Annotated in this window: 19 protein-coding genes and 1 other RNA gene; 7 read left to right on the top strand and 13 right to left on the bottom strand. The window is 60.3% G+C overall.

Annotated features, from left to right (window positions below):
• Positions 1-135 precede the first annotated feature (135 nt).
• A complete protein-coding gene (gene treR / locus IAE50_RS19745) occupies positions 136-1083 on the top strand; it encodes a trehalose operon repressor TreR (RefSeq protein WP_200581022.1) in 948 nt (315 codons plus the stop codon).
• A 52-nt stretch (positions 1084-1135) separates the two neighbouring features.
• Here the strand turns inward: treR and IAE50_RS19740 are convergent, their stop codons facing one another.
• The 5 genes from IAE50_RS19740 to IAE50_RS19720 all read right to left on the bottom strand — a co-directional run bounded on the left by IAE50_RS19740 (position 1136) and on the right by IAE50_RS19720 (position 6881).
• Positions 1136-1915: an acetoin reductase gene (locus tag IAE50_RS19740; RefSeq protein WP_042717102.1), complete on the bottom strand. Its 780-nt coding sequence runs from the start codon at positions 1913-1915 to the stop codon at positions 1136-1138.
• Between the two features lie 69 nt (positions 1916-1984).
• Positions 1985-3382: a dihydrolipoyl dehydrogenase gene (gene lpdA / locus IAE50_RS19735; RefSeq protein ID WP_200581021.1), complete on the bottom strand. Its 1398-nt coding sequence runs from the start codon at positions 3380-3382 to the stop codon at positions 1985-1987.
• On the bottom strand, positions 3375-4886 hold the full coding sequence (locus IAE50_RS19730; RefSeq protein WP_200581020.1) for a 2-oxo acid dehydrogenase subunit E2: 1512 nt from the start codon (positions 4884-4886) through the stop codon (positions 3375-3377). The genes lpdA and IAE50_RS19730 overlap by 8 nt, the downstream gene beginning before the upstream one ends.
• A 2-nt stretch (positions 4887-4888) precedes the next feature.
• Positions 4889-5908, bottom strand: a complete 1020-nt coding sequence (locus IAE50_RS19725; RefSeq protein ID WP_094419532.1) for an alpha-ketoacid dehydrogenase subunit beta — start codon at positions 5906-5908, stop codon at positions 4889-4891.
• Between the two features lie 10 nt (positions 5909-5918).
• On the bottom strand, positions 5919-6881 hold the full coding sequence (locus IAE50_RS19720) for a thiamine pyrophosphate-dependent dehydrogenase E1 component subunit alpha (RefSeq protein ID WP_200581019.1): 963 nt from the start codon (positions 6879-6881) through the stop codon (positions 5919-5921).
• A gap of 228 nt (positions 6882-7109) precedes the next feature.
• Here IAE50_RS19720 and IAE50_RS19715 point away from each other — a divergent pair, with 228 nt between their 5' ends.
• Entirely contained in the window at positions 7110-9860 is a 2751-nt protein-coding gene (locus IAE50_RS19715; protein ID WP_200581018.1) for a LuxR C-terminal-related transcriptional regulator, read from the top strand.
• Between the two features lie 39 nt (positions 9861-9899).
• On the opposite strand, the gene ffs is transcribed toward IAE50_RS19715, so the two are convergent.
• An RNA gene (gene ffs, locus IAE50_RS19710) (signal recognition particle sRNA small type) lies at positions 9900-9996 on the bottom strand.
• A 170-nt stretch (positions 9997-10166) separates the two neighbouring features.
• On the opposite strand from ffs, the gene IAE50_RS19705 reads away from it, so the two are divergent.
• The gene (locus tag IAE50_RS19705; protein WP_023478280.1) at positions 10167-10481 is read left to right on the top strand and encodes an MGMT family protein; all 315 of its coding nucleotides are present in this window, start codon (positions 10167-10169) and stop codon (positions 10479-10481) included.
• Between the two features lie 37 nt (positions 10482-10518).
• On the opposite strand, the gene IAE50_RS19700 is transcribed toward IAE50_RS19705, so the two are convergent.
• Positions 10519-11088, bottom strand: a complete 570-nt coding sequence (locus IAE50_RS19700; protein ID WP_023478266.1) for a YbaY family lipoprotein — start codon at positions 11086-11088, stop codon at positions 10519-10521.
• A gap of 215 nt (positions 11089-11303) precedes the next feature.
• On the opposite strand from IAE50_RS19700, the gene tesB reads away from it, so the two are divergent.
• Complete coding sequence (gene tesB, locus IAE50_RS19695) at positions 11304-12164, top strand: acyl-CoA thioesterase II (protein WP_200135432.1); 861 nt, start codon at positions 11304-11306, stop codon at positions 12162-12164.
• Between the two features lie 74 nt (positions 12165-12238).
• On the opposite strand, the gene amtB is transcribed toward tesB, so the two are convergent.
• The 5 genes from amtB to IAE50_RS19670 form a co-directional block, all read right to left on the bottom strand.
• A complete protein-coding gene (gene amtB / locus IAE50_RS19690; RefSeq protein WP_200581017.1) occupies positions 12239-13525 on the bottom strand; it encodes an ammonium transporter AmtB in 1287 nt (428 codons plus the stop codon).
• A 31-nt stretch (positions 13526-13556) separates the two neighbouring features.
• Positions 13557-13895 carry a P-II family nitrogen regulator gene (gene glnK / locus IAE50_RS19685; RefSeq protein WP_023478250.1) on the bottom strand — a complete coding sequence of 113 codons (339 nt, stop codon included), beginning with the start codon at positions 13893-13895 and terminating at the stop codon, positions 13557-13559.
• Positions 13896-14149: 254 nt separating this feature from the next.
• On the bottom strand, positions 14150-15928 hold the full coding sequence (locus IAE50_RS19680; protein ID WP_200581016.1) for a SmdB family multidrug efflux ABC transporter permease/ATP-binding protein: 1779 nt from the start codon (positions 15926-15928) through the stop codon (positions 14150-14152).
• Positions 15921-17684 (bottom strand): SmdA family multidrug ABC transporter permease/ATP-binding protein, encoded by a 1764-nt coding sequence (locus tag IAE50_RS19675; RefSeq protein WP_042717116.1) that lies wholly within the window; start codon positions 17682-17684, stop codon positions 15921-15923. Before IAE50_RS19675 ends, IAE50_RS19680 begins: the two co-directional genes overlap by 8 nt.
• Before the next feature lie 52 nt (positions 17685-17736).
• Complete coding sequence (locus IAE50_RS19670) at positions 17737-18195, bottom strand: Lrp/AsnC family transcriptional regulator (RefSeq protein WP_023478271.1); 459 nt, start codon at positions 18193-18195, stop codon at positions 17737-17739.
• Between the two features lie 115 nt (positions 18196-18310).
• On the opposite strand from IAE50_RS19670, the gene IAE50_RS19665 reads away from it, so the two are divergent.
• Positions 18311-19363 carry a PLP-dependent cysteine synthase family protein gene (locus tag IAE50_RS19665; RefSeq protein WP_076769482.1) on the top strand — a complete coding sequence of 351 codons (1053 nt, stop codon included), beginning with the start codon at positions 18311-18313 and terminating at the stop codon, positions 19361-19363.
• A 73-nt stretch (positions 19364-19436) separates the two neighbouring features.
• Here IAE50_RS19665 and cof read toward each other — a convergent pair whose 3' ends face one another.
• Positions 19437-20255 carry an HMP-PP phosphatase gene (cof, locus tag IAE50_RS19660; RefSeq protein ID WP_094419527.1) on the bottom strand — a complete coding sequence of 273 codons (819 nt, stop codon included), beginning with the start codon at positions 20253-20255 and terminating at the stop codon, positions 19437-19439.
• A gap of 98 nt (positions 20256-20353) precedes the next feature.
• On the opposite strand from cof, the gene IAE50_RS19655 reads away from it, so the two are divergent.
• Together IAE50_RS19655 and queC are read left to right on the top strand one after the other, a co-directional pair.
• The gene (locus IAE50_RS19655) at positions 20354-22051 is read left to right on the top strand and encodes an SgrR family transcriptional regulator (protein WP_200581015.1); all 1698 of its coding nucleotides are present in this window, start codon (positions 20354-20356) and stop codon (positions 22049-22051) included.
• A gap of 65 nt (positions 22052-22116) precedes the next feature.
• A complete protein-coding gene (queC, locus tag IAE50_RS19650) occupies positions 22117-22812 on the top strand; it encodes a 7-cyano-7-deazaguanine synthase QueC (RefSeq protein WP_094419525.1) in 696 nt (231 codons plus the stop codon).
• Positions 22813-23136: the final 324 nt, after the last annotated feature.

Below are 23136 nucleotides of genomic sequence, written 5' to 3'. Positions count from 1 at the left end.
CGCCTAGTTGGAACGTTCCAATTTTAGCAGGCGATCACAAAATAAATGGTGAGGCGCAGCGGCACGGAGAGGTGCCTTAGGGGATTCATTAATGCTAGTATCGCCGGGTCCGATCTTCAGGAGGCCCGTGCGGGAATGAGTGATAAAAAGCTAACGTTAAACGACATCGCCAAACTGTGCGGCGTCGGAAAGTCCACGGTCTCGCTGGTGATCAACAACAGCGATAAAGTGAAGAAAGCGACCCGTGAACGCGTTGAAGCGATTATCAAAGAGCAGGGTTACACGCCATCGAAAGCCGCCCAGGCGCTGCGCTCGCAGCGGGAAAAGATCATCGGCGTGATCGTCACGCGTCTCGATTCCGCCTCGGAAAATCAGGCCATTCGCGCCATTCTTCCGCAGATCTATCAGCATGAGTACGATGCGATTTTAATGGAGAGCCTGCTCGATCCCACCCTGCTTGCCGCGCACCTTAACGTGCTGGCGCAGCGCAATGTCGAAGGGGTGATTCTGTTCGGTTTTTCCGGCGTCGATAAGAGCCTGGTAAAAGCGTGGAAAGATAAGCTGGTGCTCATCTCAAGCGCCCTGCCGGAGGTGGCGTCGGTGGTCTACGACAACGTCGGCGCGGTCAATGTGCTGATGGAGAAGATGCGCGACGCGGGCCATCGCAGCGTGGCTTATATCGGTGTCACCACTAACGATCCCACTACCGGGAATATCCGTTACCAAACCTACCTTGAGCGGTGTGAAGCGTTTGGCATGACGCCGCATGCGGCGCTCGGCGATCTGAGCTATCAGAGCGGTTACGACCTGGCGAAAGGGCTGCTAACCGCCGAGAGCGGCGCGCTGATTTGCGCCTCTGATACCATCGCCATGGGCGCGATTAAATACATTCAGCAGCAGGGGTGGAAGATTAAAGTCGGCAGCATTGGCAGCACGCCGCTGATGACCTTCCTGCAACCCGATGTGCTGAGCGTCAAAATGGGCTATCAGCAGGCGGGGCTGAAAGCCTCGCAGCTGCTGCTGGAGATGCTGCACGGAACGCGTACGCAAGAGCATATTGTTATCCCCTGCACCTTCCAGTAACGCCCAACGGAAAATGACGCCTTCGTCAGACGAAAGCGTCACTCGCCTGGCCTTAACGGTAGACCAGCCCGCCATCAATCAGGATCGCCTGACCGGTTACGTAGTCCGAATCCGGCCCGGCGAGATAGGCCACCAGCCCGGCCACATCTTCCGGCGTCTCCGCACGACCCAGCGCAATACCCTCAACATATTTCTTGTAGGTTTCACCCAGCGGCGCGCCGGTGATATCGGAGAAGCGGCGGTCAATCTCCTCCCACATGCCGGTGCCGACAATGCCCGGGCAGTAAGCGTTAACGGTAATGCCACGGCTGGCATACTCTTTTGCCGCCGTCTGGGTTAAGGCGCGAACGGCGAATTTGGTCGCCGAGTAGACGCCCAGCAGCGCGAAACCATCATGCCCGGCAATCGAACAGGCGTTGATGATCTTCCCCTTCTGCTGACGGTCGATAAACTTCTTCGCCGCCGCCTGGATGCCCCACAATGTCCCCTGCACGTTGATGCGCATAATGCGATCCACCTCTTCCGGGGTGACATCAGCCAGCGGCTGCACCTGCGCGATACCAGCGTTATTGACGATAATGTCAAAGCCGCCCAGTGCCTCTTCTGCGTGATCGATCGCCGCATAAACCTGATCGCGCTGCGAAATATCGGCGACAAAGGTCGCCACTTTACGACCCAGCGCCTGCACCTCTTTCGCCACTGCCTCAAGGTTGGCGGCGTTCATATCCACCAGCATCAGCGAAGCCCCCTCTTTCGCAAGGCGAAGCGCAATCCCACGTCCAATTCCCTGGCCTGCGCCGGTTACCAGCGCCACTTTATTATCAATAGTCATGCTTTCTCTCTTATGGTTTGAGTTACAACTGCGCCGCAACAGGCTGTCGCGGCAAACTTCACTACCTATTTATTGGTGCAGCGCGCGCCCGTCGGCAGTGAGGATCGCCTCATGCATCGCTTCAGAAAGGGTTGGATGGGCAAAGATCACCTGGTGCAGGCTCTCCTCCGTCGCCTCCAGCGTATGGGCAATGCCAAACCCCTGAATCTGCTCCGTCACGTCGCTGCCCACCATATGCGCGCCGAGCAGCTCGCCGCTCTGCGCATCAAACAGGGTTTTGACAAAGCCCTGCGGTTCGCCAAGGGCCAGCGCTTTGCCGTTGGCCTGGTAGGGGAAAACGCCGACGCGGATTTCCCGCCCGCTGGCACGCGCGCGTGCTTCGGTTAAACCGAGGCTGGCCACCTGCGGCCGGGTGTAGGTGCAGCGGGGAATAAAATCAGGGCTGACGGGTGCCGCGACGGGCAGCCCGGCGAGCGCCTCGACGCAGCGCACACCCTCATAACTCGCTTTGTGCGCAAGGCACGGTGCGCCCGCGACATCACCGATGGCGTAAAGGCCGAAGACGTTGGTGCGACCGCGATCGTCGACCTGAATAAAGCCGCGCGCCATCTCAACGCTGAGCGCCTCAAGGCCAAGGTTTTCGATATTCGGCTGAATACCGGCGGCGCAGAGCACGCGATCCACCTCCAGCGTCTGCTCGCCGTCGGCAGTTTTCAGCAGGCAACTGACGCGATCGCCGTTGACCGTCGCCGAGCGGATCTGCGCCCCGGTGAAGATCTGCATTCCACGCTTCGCAAACTGCTGCTGCACCTGGGCTGAGACATCGCGATCCTCGAGCGGCAGGATCTGATCCGCCAGCTCCACCAGCGTCACCTCACAGCCGAGATCGTTATAGAGACTGGCGAACTCCGCGCCGATGGCACCGGAGCCGATCACCAGCAGCGAACGCGGCAGCGCGGCGGGGTTGAGCGCTTCGAAGTAGGTCCAGATATGGCTTTTATCCGCTTCAATCCCCGGTAGCGCACGCGGACGTGCCCCGGTCGCCAGAATGGTGTGATCGGCGCGGAACTCCTGCTCGCCGCCGTCGATACCGCGCACAGCCACCCGCCCCTTCTCCAGCAGGCGGCCTTCGCCGTTGATCACCGTGACGTTGTGCTTTTTCAGCAGGAAGGCGACGCCGTCGGTAAGCCGCTGCGACACCGAGCGGCTGTACTCCACCAGACGGCGGATCTCAAAAGCGATCTCGCCGACGCTAAACCCCAGCTGATCGGCATGGCGCATGGCATGCCCGACCTCAGCGCCGTGCAGCATCGCTTTGGTCGGAATGCAGCCCCAGTTAAGGCAGATACCGCCAAGGTGCGTCTTCTCCACCAGCGCGGTGCGCAAGCCTAACTGCCCGGCGCGGATGGCGGCGACGTAGCCGCCCGGCCCGCCGCCGATAATCAGCACATCAAAGCTGTTATTCACTGCGCGCCTCCTCAACCAGCATCAGAGAAGGCGTTTCGATAGCGCGTTGCAGATGCTGCATAAAGGTCGCGCCGACCGCGCCATCAATCACCCGGTGATCGCACGACAGCGACAGCGTCAGCCGCTCGCGCGCCACGATCTGCCCTTCATGCACCACCGCGCGGGATTCCGCAGCCCCCACCGCCAGAATCGCGCACTGCGGCGGGTTGATAATGGCGTCGAACTGCCGAATGCCGAACATGCCGAGATTGGAGATGCAGAAGGTGCCGCCCTGAAAATCCTCCGCTTTCAGCGTGCCCGCTTTGGTGCGCGTCACCAGCTCATGGAGTTGCCGGGAGATGGCACCGACCGTTTTGCGGTTCGCTTCGCGCAGAATTGGCGTATAGAGCCCACCGGGCAGCGCCACGGCGATGGCGATATCAGCGGTGTGAAAACGGCGAATGGTCTGCGAGGCCTCGTCATACTGCACGTTCATCTCCGGCACGCTCATCAGCGCCTGGGCGCAGGCTTTCACCAGCAGATCGTTGAGCGTCACTTTGAGCGACGGCAGCGCGCTGTTCACTTCCCGGCGCAGCGCCTGAATACGCGTCAGATCGACCTCGCTGACGAGGCGAAAATGGGGCGCGTTGCGTTTGGACTCCTGCAAACGGCTGGCGATAGTGCGCCGCATCGCCGAGAGCGTCTGGCTGTCGTAGGCCGCGCGCTCCTCAACCGCTTCTGCTGTTCGTGCAACGCTCTTCTCACCGCTGCCACGCAGCGCGGCTAACGCCTCCACATCGGCGCGGCTGACGCGCCCGGCCGATCCTGAGCGGCGGCAGTCATGGAGGTTAATCCCCAACTGGCTTGCCAGACGGCGCGCGATGGGTGTTGCCGGGATCTGGCTATCATCCTGGGTGGCGTGGCGCGGTTTTGCTTTTACCGCCGCGCGCGGCTGCAACTCGGCGCTGCCGCCGCCTGCGGTAATCGCTGCCTGCAAATCGGCGACGGAGATACGCCCGTCGCGACCAGAGCCGCTCACCTTACTCAGGTCGATGCACTGCTTTTTCGCCAGACGCAGGGCATGCGATGTGGCATTCACCTGCGTCTCATCGGTTTCGCCGCGCAGCGCTGCCGGAATCCCATCCTGCGCGGCGGGTTTTGCTGGCGCTGAAGGTTCAGGCGAGGTTGTCACTGCTGGCGACGGCGCGGTTTCTGCCGCAGGCTGCGGCGCACCGCTGTTAAGCGTGGCGGCAAAGGCGTCGAGTTCGCTGTCGCTTACCTGCTCATCGGCCACCAGCGCCAGCACCGCGCCAACCGGCAGCGTATCGCCCGGCTGGGCCAGTACCCGGCGCAGTACGCCGTCCCACGGCGCTTCCAGCACGTTGGTTATCTTGCTGGTTTCAATTTCACAAATATCCTGCCCCTGGCTGAAGGCGCTCCCCTCTTTAATCAGCCACTGAGCCAGCGTTCCCTCTTCCATTGAGAGCCCCCATTTGGGGATCTCCAGCGTGCGGATTGTGCTCATGGTTACGCCTCCATCAGTTGTCGAACGGCGGCCTCAATGCGATCCACATCAGGGATCCAGAGTTTTTCCAGCGCGGGCGAGAAGGGAACCGGGGTGTGCGGCGGGGTAATTAACACGATCGGCGCTTTCAGGAAGTGGAACGCCTGCGAGGCGATCAGCGCCGCCACGTCATGGGCGAAGCCGAAGCGCGCGGCGGACTCATCGACAATCACCACCCGCCCGGTAGAAGCAACGGATTCGAGAATGCCCTCCTCGTCCAGCGGCGAGACGGTGCGCGGATCGACCACCTCAACGGAGATACCCTCTTTCAGCAGTTTGTCCGCCACCTGGTTGGCTTTGTGCACCATCGCCGAGAGGGCAATAATGGTGACATCCTCCCCTTCGCGGGTGTAGTTGGCCTGGCCCAGCGGCACGGTATAGCTCTCGTCCGGCACCTCGCCTTTCATGTCGTAGAGCATCTTGTGTTCGCAGAAGACCACCGGATCGTCATCGCGAATCGACTGGATCAGCAGCCCTTTGGCGTCATAGGGCGATGAGGGCACCACTACTTTCAGCCCCGGCGTGGTGGCGAAAATGTTGTAGGGGGACTGGGAATGCTGGGCGGCAGCCGAAAAACCAGCCCCGATCATGCCGCGCACCACCAGCGGCGCTTTCGCCTTGCCGCCGAACATATAGCGGAATTTCGCCGCCTGGTTGTAGAGCGCATCGTGGCTGACGCCGAAGAAATCCATAAACATCAACTCCGCCACCGGGCGTAAGCCGGTGACCGCCGCGCCAGCAGCCATGCCGATAATCGCTGATTCAGTGATTGGCGTATCAATCACCCGTGCCGAGCCGAACTGGGTCCACAGCCCTTTGGTAACGCCGAGTACGCCACCAAAGGCCTCCACTTTCGCCTCTTCCGGCGCGTTGCCGCCGTGGCCGCCACGCAGATCTTCACCGATCAGCACCACGCTTTCATCGCGCGCCATCTCTTGTGCCAGCGCGTCGCGGATCGCTTCGCGGTAAGTTTTGATTGTCATGACGGGCTCCTCAGTAAGAGACGTAAACGTCGGTCAGCAGGCTTTCCGCCACCGGGTAGCCAGCGGCGCGGGCTTTGATCACCGCATCGTCGACCTGCGCTTTCACGTCGGCGTCGATCGCCTCCAGCGCCTCGCGCGTGAGCTTTTCTGCCGTTTTGCTGGTGAAGATTTTCAGCGGATCGTGATCGGCGCGCAGGCGCTCGATCTCCCCTTCCCCACGATAAAGCCCCGGATCGCCCTCAAAGTGACCGTGCCAGCGGAACGCTTTCGCCTCAATCACGCTCGGCCCGCCGCCTTCACGGGCGCGCTTCACGGCTTCAGCCGTTGCTTCGTAAACAGCAAAGAAATCGGTGCCGTCTACAGTGACGGCAGGCAGGCCAAACCCGGCGGCACGCCCGGCGATATCACGGCCACCGACGGCATAGTTATGCCCGGTCGCTTCACCGTAACCGTTGTTTTCAAAGACGAAGATAGCGGGCAGTTGCAGCACCACCGCCATGTTGATGGCTTCAAACACCAGCCCCTGATTGGAGCCGCCATCGCCGGTAAATGAGACGGCAACGCCGCCGTTATTGCGGGTTTTCGCGGTCAGCGCCGCGCCAATCACCAGCGGCGGCGCGCCGCCGACAATGGCGTTCGCGCCGAGCATCCCTTTCGAGAGATCGGCAATGTGCATCGAGCCGCCCTTGCCACGGCAGAGACCGGCGTCTTTGCCGAAAATCTCCGCCATCATCGCGTGGATATCGCACCCTTTGGCGATGCAGTGGCCGTGCCCGCGGTGGGTGGAGCCGATGTAATCCGTCTGCTGTAGGTTCTCGCAGACACCGACGGCGATAGCCTCTTCGCCGGTATACAGGTGGATGAATCCGGGAATGTCACCGCTGGTGTTTTCAGTGTGCAGGCGCTCCTCGAATTCACGTATTTCACGCATTTTGCGATAAGCCTTTAACAGCTGTTGTGTGTTCAGCTCCATAGCTCCGTCCTCAGGTTGTATACCCGCGAGCGCCAGCACGGCGACCGGCAGGGGTTGCGGAAGTGGGGTTACTCTATAAGCGGGTCTTAAGGGGGGATAACCCCCCAATTGGGGGGGAGAGCGGGACTAAAAGAGATAAATGCGATAAGGGTCAAGTTCTGGCAGGTTACAGGCGGGTGTCAGTTACTTACACTTAGCAGCGACTTTCGTGAACAGGGGCAGGCTCGTATGAAATCGTTGACCTCAACAGACTCTCTGCTTGCGGCCAGCTATCGCGAGGAACCTTTCCGCTTCACGCGCCGGCTGCCGCTGATCCTCACCAAATTAACCCCACCCCGCTCGCCGGGCGTGCTGCTTGAGCGTGACCGCCTGCTGGCAAGGCTGGATGAGGCCGCCGACGGCGCACTGACGCTTATCTGCGCCGCAGCAGGCTCCGGGAAAACAACGTTGCTGGCGCAGTGGTATCGCCAACGCCGGGAGCAAGGTGACGCCATCGGCTGGCTAAGCCTGGAAGAGGATGAGAACGATCCGGCGCAGTTTGTCCGCTACCTGGTCACCGCCCTGAAGCCGCTCTACAGCGGCTGGGGCGAGGCGCTCGAACCCTTTTTGCAGGGCGATATGACGCCGGATCTCTCGGTGCTGCTGGCGGAGCTGACCAACCAGCTGCACCACTGCCCGCACCCGGTGTGGCTGATCCTTGATGATTACCACGCCCTGACCCACCCCGCGCTGCACGAAGGCATAAGCTGGCTTATCAACCACGCGCCGGATTCGCTGCACCTGATTATTGGCAGCCGTTTTCGCCCGCCGCTGGCGCTGAGCCGCCTGGCGCTACAGGATGCGCTCAACGAACTGCATGACGAGGATCTGCGTTTCACCCTCGCCGAAGCGCAGGACTACCTCAGCGACGCCGCGCGTACGGCGATCCCCGGCGCGCAGGATGTTCAGCGGCTGATGCTGGCCACAGAGGGCTGGGTGGCCGGGATCAAGATCGCCGCGCTGGCACCGGACTGGCACCACGATCCGCAGCGCTTTCTGGCACGTATTCCCTCCGGCTCGCGCACGCTGGCGCGCTATCTCGACGAGGTGATCTTTACCCCGCTGCCGGAGGCGGTAGTCGAGTTTCTGCTGCAAACCGCCATTCTCAACCGCCTCACCCCGGCGCTGTGCGATGCGCTGACCGGGCGCGAGGACGGCGAAGCGATGCTCGGCTGGATCCAGCAGCATAATCTCTTTATCACCGCGCTGGATGAGCACGGCGGCTGGTTTCGCTACCACCATCTGATGCGCGACGCGCTGCTGGCCCGTTTGCAGCAGAGCGAACCGGCGCGCGTGCGGCAGCTGCATGAGCGCGCCAGCAACTGGTTTGCCGGGCAGCAACTCTGGGCCGAGGCGGTGCGCCACGCGCTGGCGGCAGGGAAAAGCGGCGCGCGGCATGCCGAAGCCAGCGCCCAGTCCCTCGCCGAAGAGGGGGATATCGACACGCTGGTGCGCTGGATGCACTTTCTGCCGCTGACGCCCGATCCGTCGCGCATTGATTTGCAGCTTAATCTCGCCTGGGCGCTGGCGCACCACTTCCGCCTCCAGGCTTCGCGCGAACTCCTCGACGGTATTGAAGCGATGGCGCATGACGCCGCGCTGTCGCATAGCGTGCGGGTCAAGCTGCGGGTGGTGCGGGCGATTTGTGAAGCCTTTGCCGAGAATATTGAGCTGAGCGTGGCGCTGGTGGAGCCGTTACTGGCAGAGATCCCCTGCGGTGACCGCTGGGTGGATGGGCTGGTGTGCAACATTCTCAGCTACTGCCACCTCGTTAATGCCCGGCCGGGGCAGGCGCTGGCAGTGCAGAGCAGGTTGCCGGAGCTGAAAGTGGCAAACCGCAATCTGTTTGTTGATGTCTGGCGTGCCTTTGTCATCGCCCAGGCCCATTTACGTCAGGGCAATCTGGCTGACGCAAAACGGGTTGCTGCGCAGACGCTACAGGCCGCTGAGGCACAAACCGGCAGTAACTCCAGCAGCGGCGCGACGCTGGCACCGATTCTGGCGGAGGTCGCCTGGGAGCGCGACGAGCGGCAGGATATCGACGCCCTGCTGGCGCTGCGCCTTGAGATGATCGAGACCTTTTGCCCGCCGGAGGGGCTGAGCCGCTGCTTTATCGTGCTCTCACGCCAGGCAGCACTCAACGGCCAGCTTGCGGAGGCGAAACGGCTTCTTACCTATGGCGGCGAACTGACGCGCCAGCGCCAGTGGCTGCGCGCGCAGGCGGCGCTGCTGGCGGAAACGGTTGAACTGCATCTGCGTGATGAGGCGCTCTCCCCGGCCCTGGAGACGCTGGACGCGCTCCGGCAGTTGCACAGTGAAGATGCTGAAACTGGGGCAATCGGCTTCTATCGGCGGGTCAGCGAAAGCCGCATCGCCCTTGCTGAAGGCCATGCTCATCAAGCCGCCGCTGCCTTTGCGGCGCTGGCCGACGAACAGCAGCAGCACGGCGAAGCACTCTCTGCCCTGCGCTTACGCCTGGCGCAGGCCGCCGCCCTCTGGCATGCCGGGGCCTGTGAACAGGCGCGTATGGTTTTCACCTCGCCGCTGCAACAGGCGCTTGAGCGAGGTTTACTGCGCAGCCTGCTCGATCTCGGTTCGGTATTAGTAGGGCTGCTCGACGAGCTGCTTGCCCGCCAGGCCACGCCGGAGGCGCTCAGACGCCAGGCTGCAACCTTGCGACAGCAGGCAGTCGAACGGTTTGGTTTACCGCCGAAACGGCACGATGAGGCGGAAGAGGCGCGCTATCTCACCGAGCGCGAGCAGCAGACGCTTGAGCTTATCGCTAGCGGTCACTCGAACAAAGAGATTGCCCGCGTGCTGGGGATTTCGGCGGAGACGGTCAAATGGCACTTAAAACAGATGTATGAGAAGTTGCAGGTCAGCAGCCGGATGCAGGCGGTAAACCAGGCGCGGGAGTGGAAGTTGCTGAAAGTGGAGTAGTGCGGGGCGCTGCGTAACAGCGGCTGAAATGGGTGGGGGCCCTGCCAGCTACATCCCGGCACACACGTCCTTTGCCCTGGCTGCTTCCTTCCGGACCTGACCTGGTGAACAAAGTAGCATTGCGGGAGAACCAACAGGGCCCCCATTGAGAGCGAAGGTTGATAACCAACGCGCTGGCGCATTATCCCCATCCGGCAGGGCAATTGCAACCCATAGGCTGACGGATGCTGGTTTCTTGCGCAATCGCCCCTTCACAGGGGGTAAATCGCTGTTTATGCTGCCCCCTTCTCTGCTCAGGAGCATGTGATGGATACGCAAGACTCTTTTCCCCGCCGGGTTTGGCAAATTGTCGCCGCCATTCCGGAGGGTTATGTCACTACCTATGGTGAGGTGGCGAAACTGGCTGGCTCGCCGCGCGCGGCACGCCAGGTTGGCGGTGTGTTAAAACGCTTACCGGAGGGCAGCACGCTGCCGTGGCATCGGGTGGTCAATCGTTATGGCGTAATTTCACTGAGCGGGCCGGATCTGCAAAGGCAGCGTCAGGCACTGCTGGCCGAGGGCGTAGTGGTGTCGGGAAGTGGCGAGATTGATTTGAACAAGTATCGCTGGCGCTATGAGTAGCTCCTCCCCCGCAGGAGAGGAGCAAAACGCACGCAGATTAGTACTGGGTCGGCGCCGGAGTGGCGTTAGACGGGGTGACCTGCGTTGGTGAGGTCGACGGTACGGTGTTCGGCGTACCACCGCTCTGCTGCAGCGGAACCGCGGTCTGCTGTACCGGAACCAGCGTCAGGTCGACTTTGGTGCCGCCCTGGTTGATAACCGGCTTAACCGAGTCGGTAATAAACACCATCTTGTTATCAACGGTGATCGCCGCACTCAGCAGGATACGCGCGTTCGGCTGAATGTCGGCCGGGTTAAACGGCAGGACATAGCTGTACGGCGGCTGTTTGCCATCGGTACGTACTGCTTTCTGCGCCAGCACTTTCGACGGCGCGTTGGCCTGGGTGGCATCAGAAACGGTAACGGTTAACACCGCATCCGGCGGCAGCGCCACTTTCTGACGGATCCAGACCGTACCGGTCACGCTTGGCTGAGCAATCGCCGCTTTATTCGTGGCGGACGGCGCATTGGGATTAGGTGCCGGCGTTGGAATATCGCCGCCTTTTTGGGCGCACGCCGATAACGCGACTGCGACTGCTAAACCACTTAACATGGGCACGAGTTTCATTGATCTCTCCTTATCTTCAATGCACCTGCAGGCGCAGCGCCTGCCAGATGTGTGTGGCTAAACCTTCGTAACCTGAACAAGTGTGGCACATATACCCGATATATTCCTGTAAACACCTATTCATTCAGATTATTGCACCCATCGGACCACTCCATTTTCCAGGTTATACTCAGGCAATATATGCTACGTCAGCCGCTATTTATTTGAGGAATTGTATGAGTCAGGCGCTATCTAATCTGCTGGCATTATTGAATCTGGAAAAAATTGAAGAGGGGCTGTTCCGTGGGCAGAGCGAAGATTTAGGTCTGCGCCAGGTCTTTGGCGGCCAGGTCGTTGGGCAGGCGCTCTATGCGGCTAAAGAGACCGTTCCGGCAGACCGCCTGGTGCACTCTTTCCACAGCTACTTTTTGCGCCCCGGCGATAGCCAGAAACCGATTATTTATGATGTGGAAGTGCTGCGTGACGGCAACAGCTTTAGCGCCCGCCGCGTGGCAGCGGTGCAGAACGGCAAACCGATTTTCTATATGACTGCCTCTTTCCAGGCCCCCGAGTCGGGCTACGAGCATCAAAAAACGATGCCCGCCGCGCCCGCGCCGGACTCGCTCAAATCAGAAACGGAGATCGCCCGCGATCTCTCGCACCTGCTGCCGCCCGGCGTGAAAGAGAAGTTCCTCAGCGACAAGCCGCTGGAGATCCGCCCGGTCGAGTTCCATAACCCACTGAAGGGCCATGTGGCCGATCCGGTGCGCCAGGTGTGGATCCGCGCTAACGGCGTGCTGGATGAAGATTTCCGCATCCACCAATATCTGCTTGGCTACGCCTCAGACTTTAACTTCCTGCCGGTGGCATTGCAGCCGCACGGCGTTGGCTTCCTTGAGCGCGGTATGCAGGTGGCGACTATCGACCACTCAATGTGGTTCCACCGCCCGTTCAATATGAATGACTGGCTGCTCTACAGCGTGGAGAGCACCTCCGCCTCCAGCGCCCGCGGCTTTGTACGCGGCGAATTCTATACCCAGGACGGCGTGCTGGTGGCCTCCAGCGTGCAGGAAGGGGTGATGCGTAACCGCAACTAAGCCGGTTGCGTTCGCGCCAAAAGAAAAGCCTCCGCACGCGGAGGCTTTTTTATGCTCAGGAGATACTCAACGTATCAGGCGTTGTAGGCGTTTTCGCCGTGGCTGTTGACGTCCAGCCCTTCACGCTCTTGCTCTTCCGGTACACGCAGGCCAACCGTCATATCCGCCAGTTTGTAGCCGATAAAGGCGACTACCGCAGACCAGACAATGGTGATGCCCACGCTCTCCAACTGCACCAGCACCTGATGGCCCATGGTGACGCCGGAAGCGAAGCCCACGCCGCCGAGGGAGGTGGAGGCGAAGATACCCGTCAGGATACAGCCGATAATGCCGCACACGCCGTGAACGCCGAAGACATCACACGGGTCATCGACGCGCAGCATACGTTTCAGTGCCGTCACGCCCCAGAGACCCGCCAGACCGCACACCAGACCGACAATCAGCGCGCCGCCGACACCGACATAACCACACGCCGGGGTGATACCAACCAGGCCAGCAATCGCACCGGAGCAGGCACCGAGCAGGGAAGGCTTGCCGCGCATTGCCCACTCGCCAAAGACCCAGGAGAGGATCGCGGCGGCAGTGGCGACCACGGTGTTCACAAAGGCCAGCGCGGCGATTTCGTTGGCGCTGCTCGCCGAACCGGCGTTGAAGCCGAACCAGCCAACGTAGAGGATCGCAGTACCGATAAAGACCATCGGCAGGTTGTGCGGTTTAAACGCCTCTTTGCCGAAGCCGACGCGTTTGCCAATCAGGTACGCGCCTACCAGGCCTGCAATCGCGGCGTTGATGTGCACCACCGTACCGCCCGCAAAGTCGAGCGCGCCGTGGGTTGCCAGCAGACCACCGCCCCATACCATGTGCGCAATCGGCACATAGGAGAGCGTCATCCACACCACCACAAAGATTAGCACCGCAGAGAAGCGAATACGCTCGGCGAGCGCGCCGACGATAAGCCCCACAGTGATGCAGGCGAAGGAGCCCTGGAAGGCGACATGGATGTATTGATAGATGCTGCCCATCACGTCGGTGAGGGCAATATTTTTCAGCATCACCCAGTTGAAGCTGCCGAAGAAGCTATTGCCTTCACTGAAGGCGAGCGAGTAGCCGTAGACCACCCAGAGAATGCAGACCAGCGCGAAGGTGACCGCCACCTGGGTCAGCATTGAGAGCACGTTTTTGCCACGGATCAGGCCGCCGTAAAAGAGCGCGATGCCCGGAATGGACATAAACAGCACCAGCGCGGTGCAAATCATCATAAAACCGTTATCGGCTTTATCCGCAACGGCCGGCGCGGCAAGCGCCAGGCCCGGCAGCAAAGCCAGCGTGGCAAGGGTAGCTTTTACTGTTTTCATTCTCATTTTTCCGATCCCTATCACTGTGTGTCAGCTATTACAGCGCCGCTTCGTCGGCTTCGCCGGTACGAATACGGATCACGCGTTCGAGTTCGGCAACGAAAATTTTGCCGTCGCCAATTTTTCCGGTGTAAGCCGCTTTGCTGATGATATCGATCACCTCATCAAGCTGATCGTCGGCGATCGCCACATCGATTTTTACTTTTGGCAGGAAGTTGACGCTGTATTCCGCACCGCGGTAAAGCTCGGCATGCCCCTTCTGACGGCCAAACCCTTTTACTTCCGTCACGGTCAGCCCCTGAATACCAATCGAAGAGAGCGCTTCACGCACATCTTCAAGTTTGAATGGCTTAATCACCACGGTTACCAGCTTCATAGATTTCCCTCACTCGACATTCGCAAATGGACGCAGCCAACATGAGGAAGGTATTGCAAGGGGTGTGCCAGAAATGTGAAGGCGCGCGTTTTCGCGCAATAAAGAGACAAAGCCAGAAGCGGTGATGGGCGGCGCAAGCGCACTGATGAAGCAGAAGCGGTGGTAAAAACAAAAACGCACCATGACAGTGCATGGTGCGTTACATTTTTGCACCACCAGGCGCAGGCGCGCGGCGGGTGCTTAATTTTGGTGCATCAGGCGCTGAGCGACTCTTCCCGCGTGCTGGCCGCAAGCTCTTCACCCGCTAACTGCAGCTGGTACATCTGGTAGTAGCGCCCTTTCGCCGCCAGCAGCTGCTGATGGGTACCGCGCTCAACCGCTTGCCCGCGGTGCAGCACCAGAATGGTTTCTGCTTCGACAATGGTCGATAAGCGGTGGGCAATCACCACCAGCGTGGTCTTCTCGCGGATCGCCGCCAGCGCCTGCTGGATCGCCTGCTCGGTGCCGGAGTCAATATTCGCCGTCGCTTCATCCAGGATCAGGATCTGCGGGGCATCGACCAGCACGCGCGCCAGCGCCAGCAGCTGTTTCTGCCCGACGGAGAGATTATTCCCCTGCTCGCCAAGGCGAGTGTAGATCCCTTCGCTCAGGGTGCGCGCCAGGTCGGCAAGCTGGACGATCTCAAGCGCTTTCCAGACGCGCTCTTCGCTGATATCCCGCCCAAGGGTAACGTTGGCGAAGAAGCTGTCGGCCAGCACCACCGGATCCTGCTGCACCATCGCGACGCCTTTACGCAGCGCGCTATGGCCTAGCGTGGCAAGCGGGCGACCGTCGAGGCGGATCTCCCCTTGGGTTAACGGGTAGTAGCCCATCAGCAGGCTGGCGAGGGTACTTTTACCGCTGCCGGTATGGCCGACCAGCGCGACAAAGCTGCGCGGCTCAACGTGCAAGGAGATATCCTGCAACACCAGTTGATCTTCGCGGTAGGCGAAGGAGAGGTTTTCAATGTCGATCGCCCCGCTGTGTAGCGGCGTCTCGTCATCGCCGTAGTTCTGGCGCGGTCGGTCCATCAGTTCGAAGACGCGCTCACCAGCGACCACCGCCTGTTGCAGCATCGACTGCTGTGTCGTCAGCTCAATCAGCGGCTCGTTAAGGCGGCCAAGGTAGCTGATAAAAGCGTACAGCACCCCAACCTCCACCGTGCCAACGGTCGAGAAACCAAACAGCATCAGCAGGCCGCAGAGCACCAGCGCGGAAAAGAGGCTCAGCAGCGGACGCAGCAGGAAGCCATCGAGGCGCAGGGTTTGCATCCGCGCGAGGTAGTGCGAGCGGCTCGCTTCGCTCATGCGCTCGCCGAAGCGCGCCTGCTGGCGGAACTGCTGGATCACGCTCATGCCGTTGATGATTTCGTTAAAGCCATCGTTGATGTCGGCAAGGTAGGCGCGCATGCGCCGCACAATCGGCGTGCTGAAACGCTGATAGATCAGCATCACGATAATTACCGCCGGGAAGATGCCCATCGCCACCAGCGCCATACGCCAGTCGAGGCTAAACATCGCCACCAGCATCGCACCAATCAGCGCCGCACTGCGCAACACGGTGGCGACCACCGTTACGTAGAGATCGCGGATCACTTCGGTGTCGTTGGTCACGCGCGAAATAATCTGCCCTACCGGCTGGGTGTCGAAGGCGCTGAGCGGCTGGCGCAGCGCGGCATCCATTACATCGGTACGCAGCTGTTGCACCACGCCGACCGCCGCCTGGTTAAAGAGCAGCGCCTGGGCGTAGTGCAGCCCTGCGGCCAGCAGTTGCAGGCCGACATAGGCGGCCGCCAGCCCGGCGATCAGCGCGAGCGGCAGGTAGCTCTTCGCCACCATATTATCGATAAAGTAGCTGATCAGCGCCGGGCCGGAGACTTCGGCAATCGCCGCCACCCACAGCATCAGCACTGCTTTACTGAGCGGCTTGCGCCACGGCTTACCGTAGACCAGCAGACGTTTCAGCGTCGGCCACTGGCGAGAGAAGTTACGCATCCTCGGCCTCCTGCGGATGGTCATCAAGCGCCGCTTCCAGCTGCTGATACCGGTACATGTCGCGATACCAGCCTGGCTGGCGCGCGAGCTGCTCATGTTGGCCGCGCTGGGCGATATGGCCATGTTGCATAACGATAATCTCACTGGCTTCCGTCAGCGCTGACAGGCGATGCGCGCTGATAATCACGGTGCGCCCTTCGCCCCACTGGCGCAGGTTGTGCAAAATCTGGTGTTCGGTGCGCCCATCCACCGCAGAGAGGGCGTCATCAAGAATAAGGATTTCGGCATTCAGCAGCAGCGCACGGGCGATGGAGATACGCTGTTTCTGCCCGCCGGAGAGCATTACGCCGCGCTCGCCCACTTCGGTGTCGTAGCCCTGCGGCAGGCGCAGAATGTCGTCATGGACGCTGGCAAGCTTCGCCACATGTTCAATCTCCTCCTGCGTCGCACCGGGCCTGCCAAGGGCAATGTTATGGCCGATGGTGTCGGAGAAGAGAAACGGCGTCTGGTTGACGACAGCAAGACGGCTGCGCCAGCTGTCCAGCTTCAACTGCGTGAGCGGCATATCGTGGAAGCGAATATCGCCCGCGTCGACATCAAAATGGCGCTGAATCAACGCCAGCAGCGTACTTTTCCCCGCGCCGGTCGGGCCGCAGATGCCGAGCATCTGGCCCGGCTCCAGGGTCGCGCTTACATTTGTCAGCGCCGCACTGTCGGTTTGCGGATAGTGAAACGCTTTGATGGAGAGCGTTAAGGTGCCGCGCTCAGCGGGCACGGTTTCCGTGCCGTCATTCACCACCGGCGCTTCCGCCAGCATATCGCGGATGCGGCTATAGGCCGCGCTACCGCGCTCGACGATGTTAAACATCCACGCCAGCGCCAGCATCGGCCAGATCATCAGCCCAAGATACATGGCAAAACTGGTCAGCTCGCCGAGGGTCAGCGAACCATGCACCACCATCCAGCTGCCGCCGCCAATCGCCAGCATGTTTGCCATGCCGATGGCGATATAGATAGTGGGATCAAAGCGCGCATCGACGCGCGCCACGCGCATGTTTTTCGCGCCGGTATCCGCCGCTTCGCTGCCAAAGAGCGCCGACTGGCGATCTTCCAGACCGAAGGCTTTGATCATGCGAATACTGGTCATGCTCTCCTGGGTGCGATCGTTTAACGCAGAGAAGGCCGCCTGCGCGGCTTTAAAGCGGCTGTGCAGCTGATCGCCGTAGCGCTTGATCACCAGCGCCATAATCGGCATCGGCAATAACGACAGCAGGGTTAGCTGCCAGCTGATCTGGGTTGCCATCACGATCAGCACCACGCAGCCCATCACCAGCGAGTCGACCAGCGTTAACACCCCTTCCCCGGCGGCAAACACCACGCGATCCACGTCATTGGTGGCGCGCGCCATTAAATCGCCGGTGCGGTGGCGCAGGTAAAATTCCGGGTGCTGGCGGCTGAGCTGGCGGTAGAAATCCTCGCGCAGTTCGACGGCGAGCTGATAGGAGGCTCCGAAAAGCCAGACGCGCCAGACATAGCGCAGCAGATAGGTAACGACAGCAATCGCCACCAGCGCCGCTACCCACATCCACACCTGCTGATGGGTAAACTGCTTCTGGGTGACGCCATCCACCACAATCCCCACCACTTTTGGCGGGACCAGCTGCAAGATAGCAATAATGATAAGTAAGGCGACGGCGCCGAGGTAGCGCTGCCACTCCCGACGAAAATACCAGCCTAACTGAGCAAATAATCGCACGCGGTTACATCCTGAACGTGAATTGCCGACGGTCGGTTCACCGCCGGAAGGGTTATTCAATGGGCAAAGCCGTGGTGTATTTTATCTGTTCCATGGCGAAGCTGGAGGTGACATCCGAGAGCCCCGGCACGCTGTTGACCAGCTTCTTATAGAAGTCATCGTAGCGTTTCATATCCGCCACCTGGACGCGCAGCAGGTAATCGTACTCGCCAGCCATACGCCAAAAGCCTAGCACTTCCGGGAGCTGTGTCACTTCGCTGACGAAGCGGTTATACCAGTCGCTGCTGTGATGCTGGGTTTTGATCAGCACAAATGCCGTCAGCCCCAGTCCGAGCTTTTCCGCATCCAGCACCGCCACGCGGCGCAGTAAGATACCGTCATCTTCCAGTTTTTTCAGCCGTTTCCAGCACGGAGTGGTGGTCAGATTAACGGCATCAGCCAGCGCCTGCAAAGAGAGCGAACAATCCTGCTGCAACAGTGCGAGCAGCTTACGGTCAATTTTATCTAACATCCCCTGCTCCGTTAGAAAATTTTTCTCTAAATAGTCTATCGCAAAGGCGAAATGGCAACCTTTTTTTCTTCGCCTTTCGCTAGACTGGGCACAAAATGACAAACGGAACAGCATCATGAACAACAGCTGGGTCAAATACGCGATTAATGAAATCAATGCCGACGCGCAGCGCTCTGCGGATACCCACCTTATCCGCCTGACGCTGACGGGTTTTCCGGGTATCAACCTCTATTTAAAAGATGAAAGCACGCACCCCACCGGCAGCCTGAAGCACCGTCTTGCGCGCTCGCTGTTTCTCTACGGCTTGTGCAACGGTTGGATTAAGGAAGGCACCACGATTATTGAGGCCTCCTCCGGCTCGACCGCCATCTCAGAGGCGTGGTTTGCGCGCCTGCTCGGGCTGCCCTTTATCGCGGTGATGCCTTACTGCACGGCGAAACGCAAAGTGGAGCAGATCGAGTTTTATGGCGGCCGCTGCCACTTTGTTGATAGCGCCTGCGAGATCTACGCCGAATCAGAGCGGCTGGCGAAAGAGCTGAACGGTCACTATATGGATCAGTTCACCTTCGCCGAGCGTGCGACGGACTGGCGCGGCAATAACAACATTGCCGATAGCATTTTCCGCCAGATGAAGAACGAGCCGCATCCGGTGCCGGAAGCGATTGTGATGAGCGCCGGAACGGGCGGCACCTCGGCAACCATTGGCCGCTATATTCGCTGCCAGGGTTATGACACGCGCCTGGTGGTGGTTGACCCGGAGAACTCCGTCTTCTTTGACTACTGGCAACAGCGCGACAGCACGCTGCGCAGCCCGATCGGCAGCAAAATCGAAGGTATTGGCCGCCCGCGCGTCGAGCCGTCATTTATTGCCGATGTGGTCGACGAGATGCTGCGCGTGCCGGATGCCGCCAGCGTGGCGACCGCGCAGTGGCTGGAGACGCAGCTTGGCCGTAAAGTCGGCGCCTCTACCGGTACCAATATGTGGGGCGCGTTACAGCTTGCGGCGCAGATGCGCAACGAAGGGCGCCATGGCTCAATCGTTACCCTGCTGTGCGACAGCGGCGAGCGCTATCTTGAAACCTACTACAACCCGCAATGGGTGGCGGCGAACCTCGGCGATATCGAACCGTGGAAAGCGCAGATCGCCCTGCTTACCTCACCGCAATAGCGCGAAGACAATAGCGACGGGCAAAAAAAAACCGGGTTTTATTAGTAAAACCCGGCTCGCTGGCAATATCTTTTCATTCGGGGGAATAAGGAAGATGTGGAGTGTCCAGCCAGTGTGTCAAAAAGTGCGACACCGCCTGATTACGGCAGTGCCCGATAACCGGTAAATGCGGCAGCGCCGCGCGCAGTTGCGGCATGGCGTTGCCCATGATCATGCCGTAGCCGACGCTCTCTAACATCTCTCTGTCATTCATCGCATCGCCAAACGCCATACACTCTTGCAGCGTTAATCCTAACGAGGCGCTGAGTACTTCCAGCGCGGCGCCTTTGTTGCAGCCGACCGGCAGAACCTCCAGACAGTCCATCGCCGCAAAGCAGATATGCGCCTGCGCGCCAATCTGCTCATCAAGCTGCTGTTGCAAGCGGCAGAGATCGTCGTGATCGCCGACAAAACTGATCTTGGCAACGTCACAGGCGGGCAGGCGTTTAAGATCGGTAATCTGATAGCTAAAGTCGCTGAAGAGATGCGCCTGCAGCGCCTCCGGCATCGGCTTGTCCGTGAGCCAGCCGGAATCATTAAACACATGCAGCGACGCACCGGTCTCCCAGCGGCCATGTAGCACGCGCTCGACCACCTGCGGGGAGAGATCCTGGCGATGGAGTAGCTCGCCCTCTATGGAGTGGATGCGCGTACCGTTGCCGGTGATGAGAAAAGCATCCAGCCCGATATGCTGTACAACGCGCTGCATCTCCAGCGCGTGCCGACCGGTGGCGAAGGCCAGCGTAATCTCCCGTTCATGTAAACGTCGCAGCGCCGCCAGCGTTTGATCGCCCAAACGATGGTCGGGCATAAGCAGGGTGCCGTCCATATCAAAAGCGGCCAGACGCGCCATGATCTACTCTCCAGTTCTGATGCCGTTAGGTTGTGTTTCAGTATTGCGTGAGATATACGGAAGTAATAGTGAATAGATAGGAATTATTGTTCCGGGTTATGAGATTACTTAACCGCCTTAACCAGTTTCAGCGCCTCTGGTCACCCTCTGCCGGTGAGGATCAGGCGGTGAGCATTAGCGAGCTGGCTCAGCGCTGCTACTGCAGCGAACGCCATATGCGCACCCTGCTGCGCCAGATGCGGGCCGCCGGTTGGTTAACGTGGCAGGCGCAGTCCGGGCGCGGTAAACGCGGCGCGCTGCATTTCTGCGTGACGCCGGAGCGGCTGCGGCGCGAGATGCTGGAGCAGGCACTGACGGCCGGGCAGCAGCACAATGCGCTGGCGCTCGCTGAACTTGATCCTGCGGATCTGCGCACGCTGCTCAACCCCTATCTCGGCGGACTTTGGCAGAACGAGACGCCGACGCTGCGCATTCCTTACTACCGCCCGCTGGAGCCGCTGGCACCGGGCTTTCTCGCAGGACGTGCGGAGCAGCACCTTGCCGGGCAGATCTTTAGCGGGCTGACGCGTTTTATCAGCCGCAGCGCGTTGCCGCAGAGCGACCTGGCCCACCACTGGGAGAGCAGCGAGGATGGCCTGTGCTGGCGTTTTCACCTTCACGCTACCCTGCACTGGCACAATGGCGATACGGTCACTGCCGCGCAGTTGCATCAGCAGCTTGTCGCCCTGCTTGGGTTGCCGGCGCTACGGACGCTTTTCGCCAGCGTCGAGCGCATTACGCTTACCCATCCGTGGTGCATTACCTTTCAGCTTCATCGCCCCGATTACTGGCTGGCGCACCGGCTGGCGAGCTACGGTAGCCGCCTGGCACACCCCGCTCATCCGCAGATTGGCACCGGGCCATTTCGCCTTGTCGCCTTCAGCGATGAACTGGTGCGCCTTGAGAGCCACGACCACTACCATTTAGGCCACCCGCTGCTGAAAGCGGTGGAGTACTGGATTGCGCCGCAGCTTTTTGATGAGGATTTAGGCACCAGCTGCCGCCATCCGGTGCAGATTGCCATCGGCGAGCCGGAGGAGTTGCGCCACCTGCAACCGGTCAGTAACAGCATCAGCCTCGGTTTTTGCTATCTCGCCCTGCGCCCCGGCGCGCGGCTAAGCCCGGCGCAGGCGCGCCGTCTGGTGCAGATTATTCATCACACCTCGCTTTTGCAGACGCTGCCGCTTGATGAGGGGCTGATTACCCCAAGCCGGGAGTTACTGCCCGGCTGGCATATTCCCGGCTGGCCTGAAGAAAATGTTGCCTTACCGGCGAAACTGACGCTTATCTACCACCTGCCGGTGGAGTTGCACACCATGGCGCAGCAGCTTAAAGCCTCTCTTGCCGTGCTCGGCTGCGAGCTGACGGTAATTTTTCACGACGGTAAACGCTGGGAAGGGTGTCGCGAACTGGCGGCGGCAGATCTGGTGATGGGCGACAGGCTGATTGGCGAAGCGCCGGAGTACACCCTTGAGCAGTGGCTGCGCTGCGATCCGCTGTGGCCGAACCTGCTCGGCAGTGCGCAGTTCGCGCATCTGCAGGCAACGCTGGATGCGGTGCAGCGCCAGGCCGACGAGCAGGCGCGTATTGCGGCGTTAAAAGCGCTCTTTGACAGGTTGATGGACGAGGCGCTGCTGACGCCGCTCTTTAATTACCACTACCGCATTAGCGCGCCGCCGGGCGTGGAGGGGATCGAGGTCAATCGCCGCGGCTGGTTTGAGTTTACCGAGGCCTGGCTTCCGACCCCGTCGCCGTGAAGAAGCTGGTCGCTGCCAGGCTCACGCGCTACCATACCTTTTTTGTGTAAATGTCAGGAATAACTATGAAACGTGCCGTTGTCGTCTTCAGTGGCGGACAAGACTCCACGACCTGCCTGGTGCAGGCGTTACAGCAGTATGATGAAGTCCATTGCGTGACGTTTGATTATGGGCAGCGCCATCGCGCTGAGATCGATGTCGCGCGCGAACTGGCGCAAAAGCTGGGCGCTCGGGCGCATAAAGTGCTGGATGTGACGCTGCTTAACGAACTGGCCGTGAGCAGCCTGACGCGCGACAGCATTCCGGTGCCGGATTATGAAGAGAGCGCGGACGGCATCCCGAATACCTTTGTTCCCGGACGCAATATTCTCTTTCTGACGCTGGCGGCGGTATACGCTTACCAGGTGCAGGCAGAAGCGGTGATCACCGGCGTGTGTGAGACCGATTTTTCCGGCTACCCGGACTGCCGCGACGAGTTTGTGAAGGCGCTTAACCACGCGGTTAGCCTCGGTCTGGCGAAGGATATCCGTTTTGAAACGCCGCTGATGTGGATCGATAAAGCCCAGACCTGGGCGCTGGCGGATTACTGGGGCGCGCTCGATATGGTGCGCAGCGAAACCCTGACCTGCTACAACGGCATTAAAGGGGATGGTTGCGGACACTGCGCGGCGTGCCATTTACGCGCCAACGGGTTGCAGCAGTACCTTGCCGATAAAGCCTCAGTAATGAGCGCAATGAAAGCAAAAACCGGATTGAAATAACCCCGCACAGACCCCGTAGGCCGGATAAGCGGCCGCGCCATCCGGTATTACCTCCGCGGCACATTTGCCGGATGGCGGCTTCGCCTTATCCGGCCTACATGAATGAAGCCACTGAAACGGTGTAGGCCGGATAAGCGGTACGCGCCATCCGGCATTATCACCGCAGCACATTTGCCGGATGGCGGCTTCGCCTTATCCGGCCTACGGTAACGAAGCCGCTGGAACCGAGTAGGCCGGATAAGCGCCAGCGCCATCCGGCAATATATCAGCGATACCGTCTTTGCTTTTATCTGCAATATGAAAGCGATGGGGTTGTGTCCCCGC

Source organism: Kosakonia sp. S42 (assembly GCF_016624785.1).
GTDB lineage: Bacteria > Pseudomonadota > Gammaproteobacteria > Enterobacterales > Enterobacteriaceae > Kosakonia > Kosakonia cowanii.
Note: the sequence above shows the minus strand (reverse complement) of the source record. Positions and strands in the feature narration are given on the sequence as shown.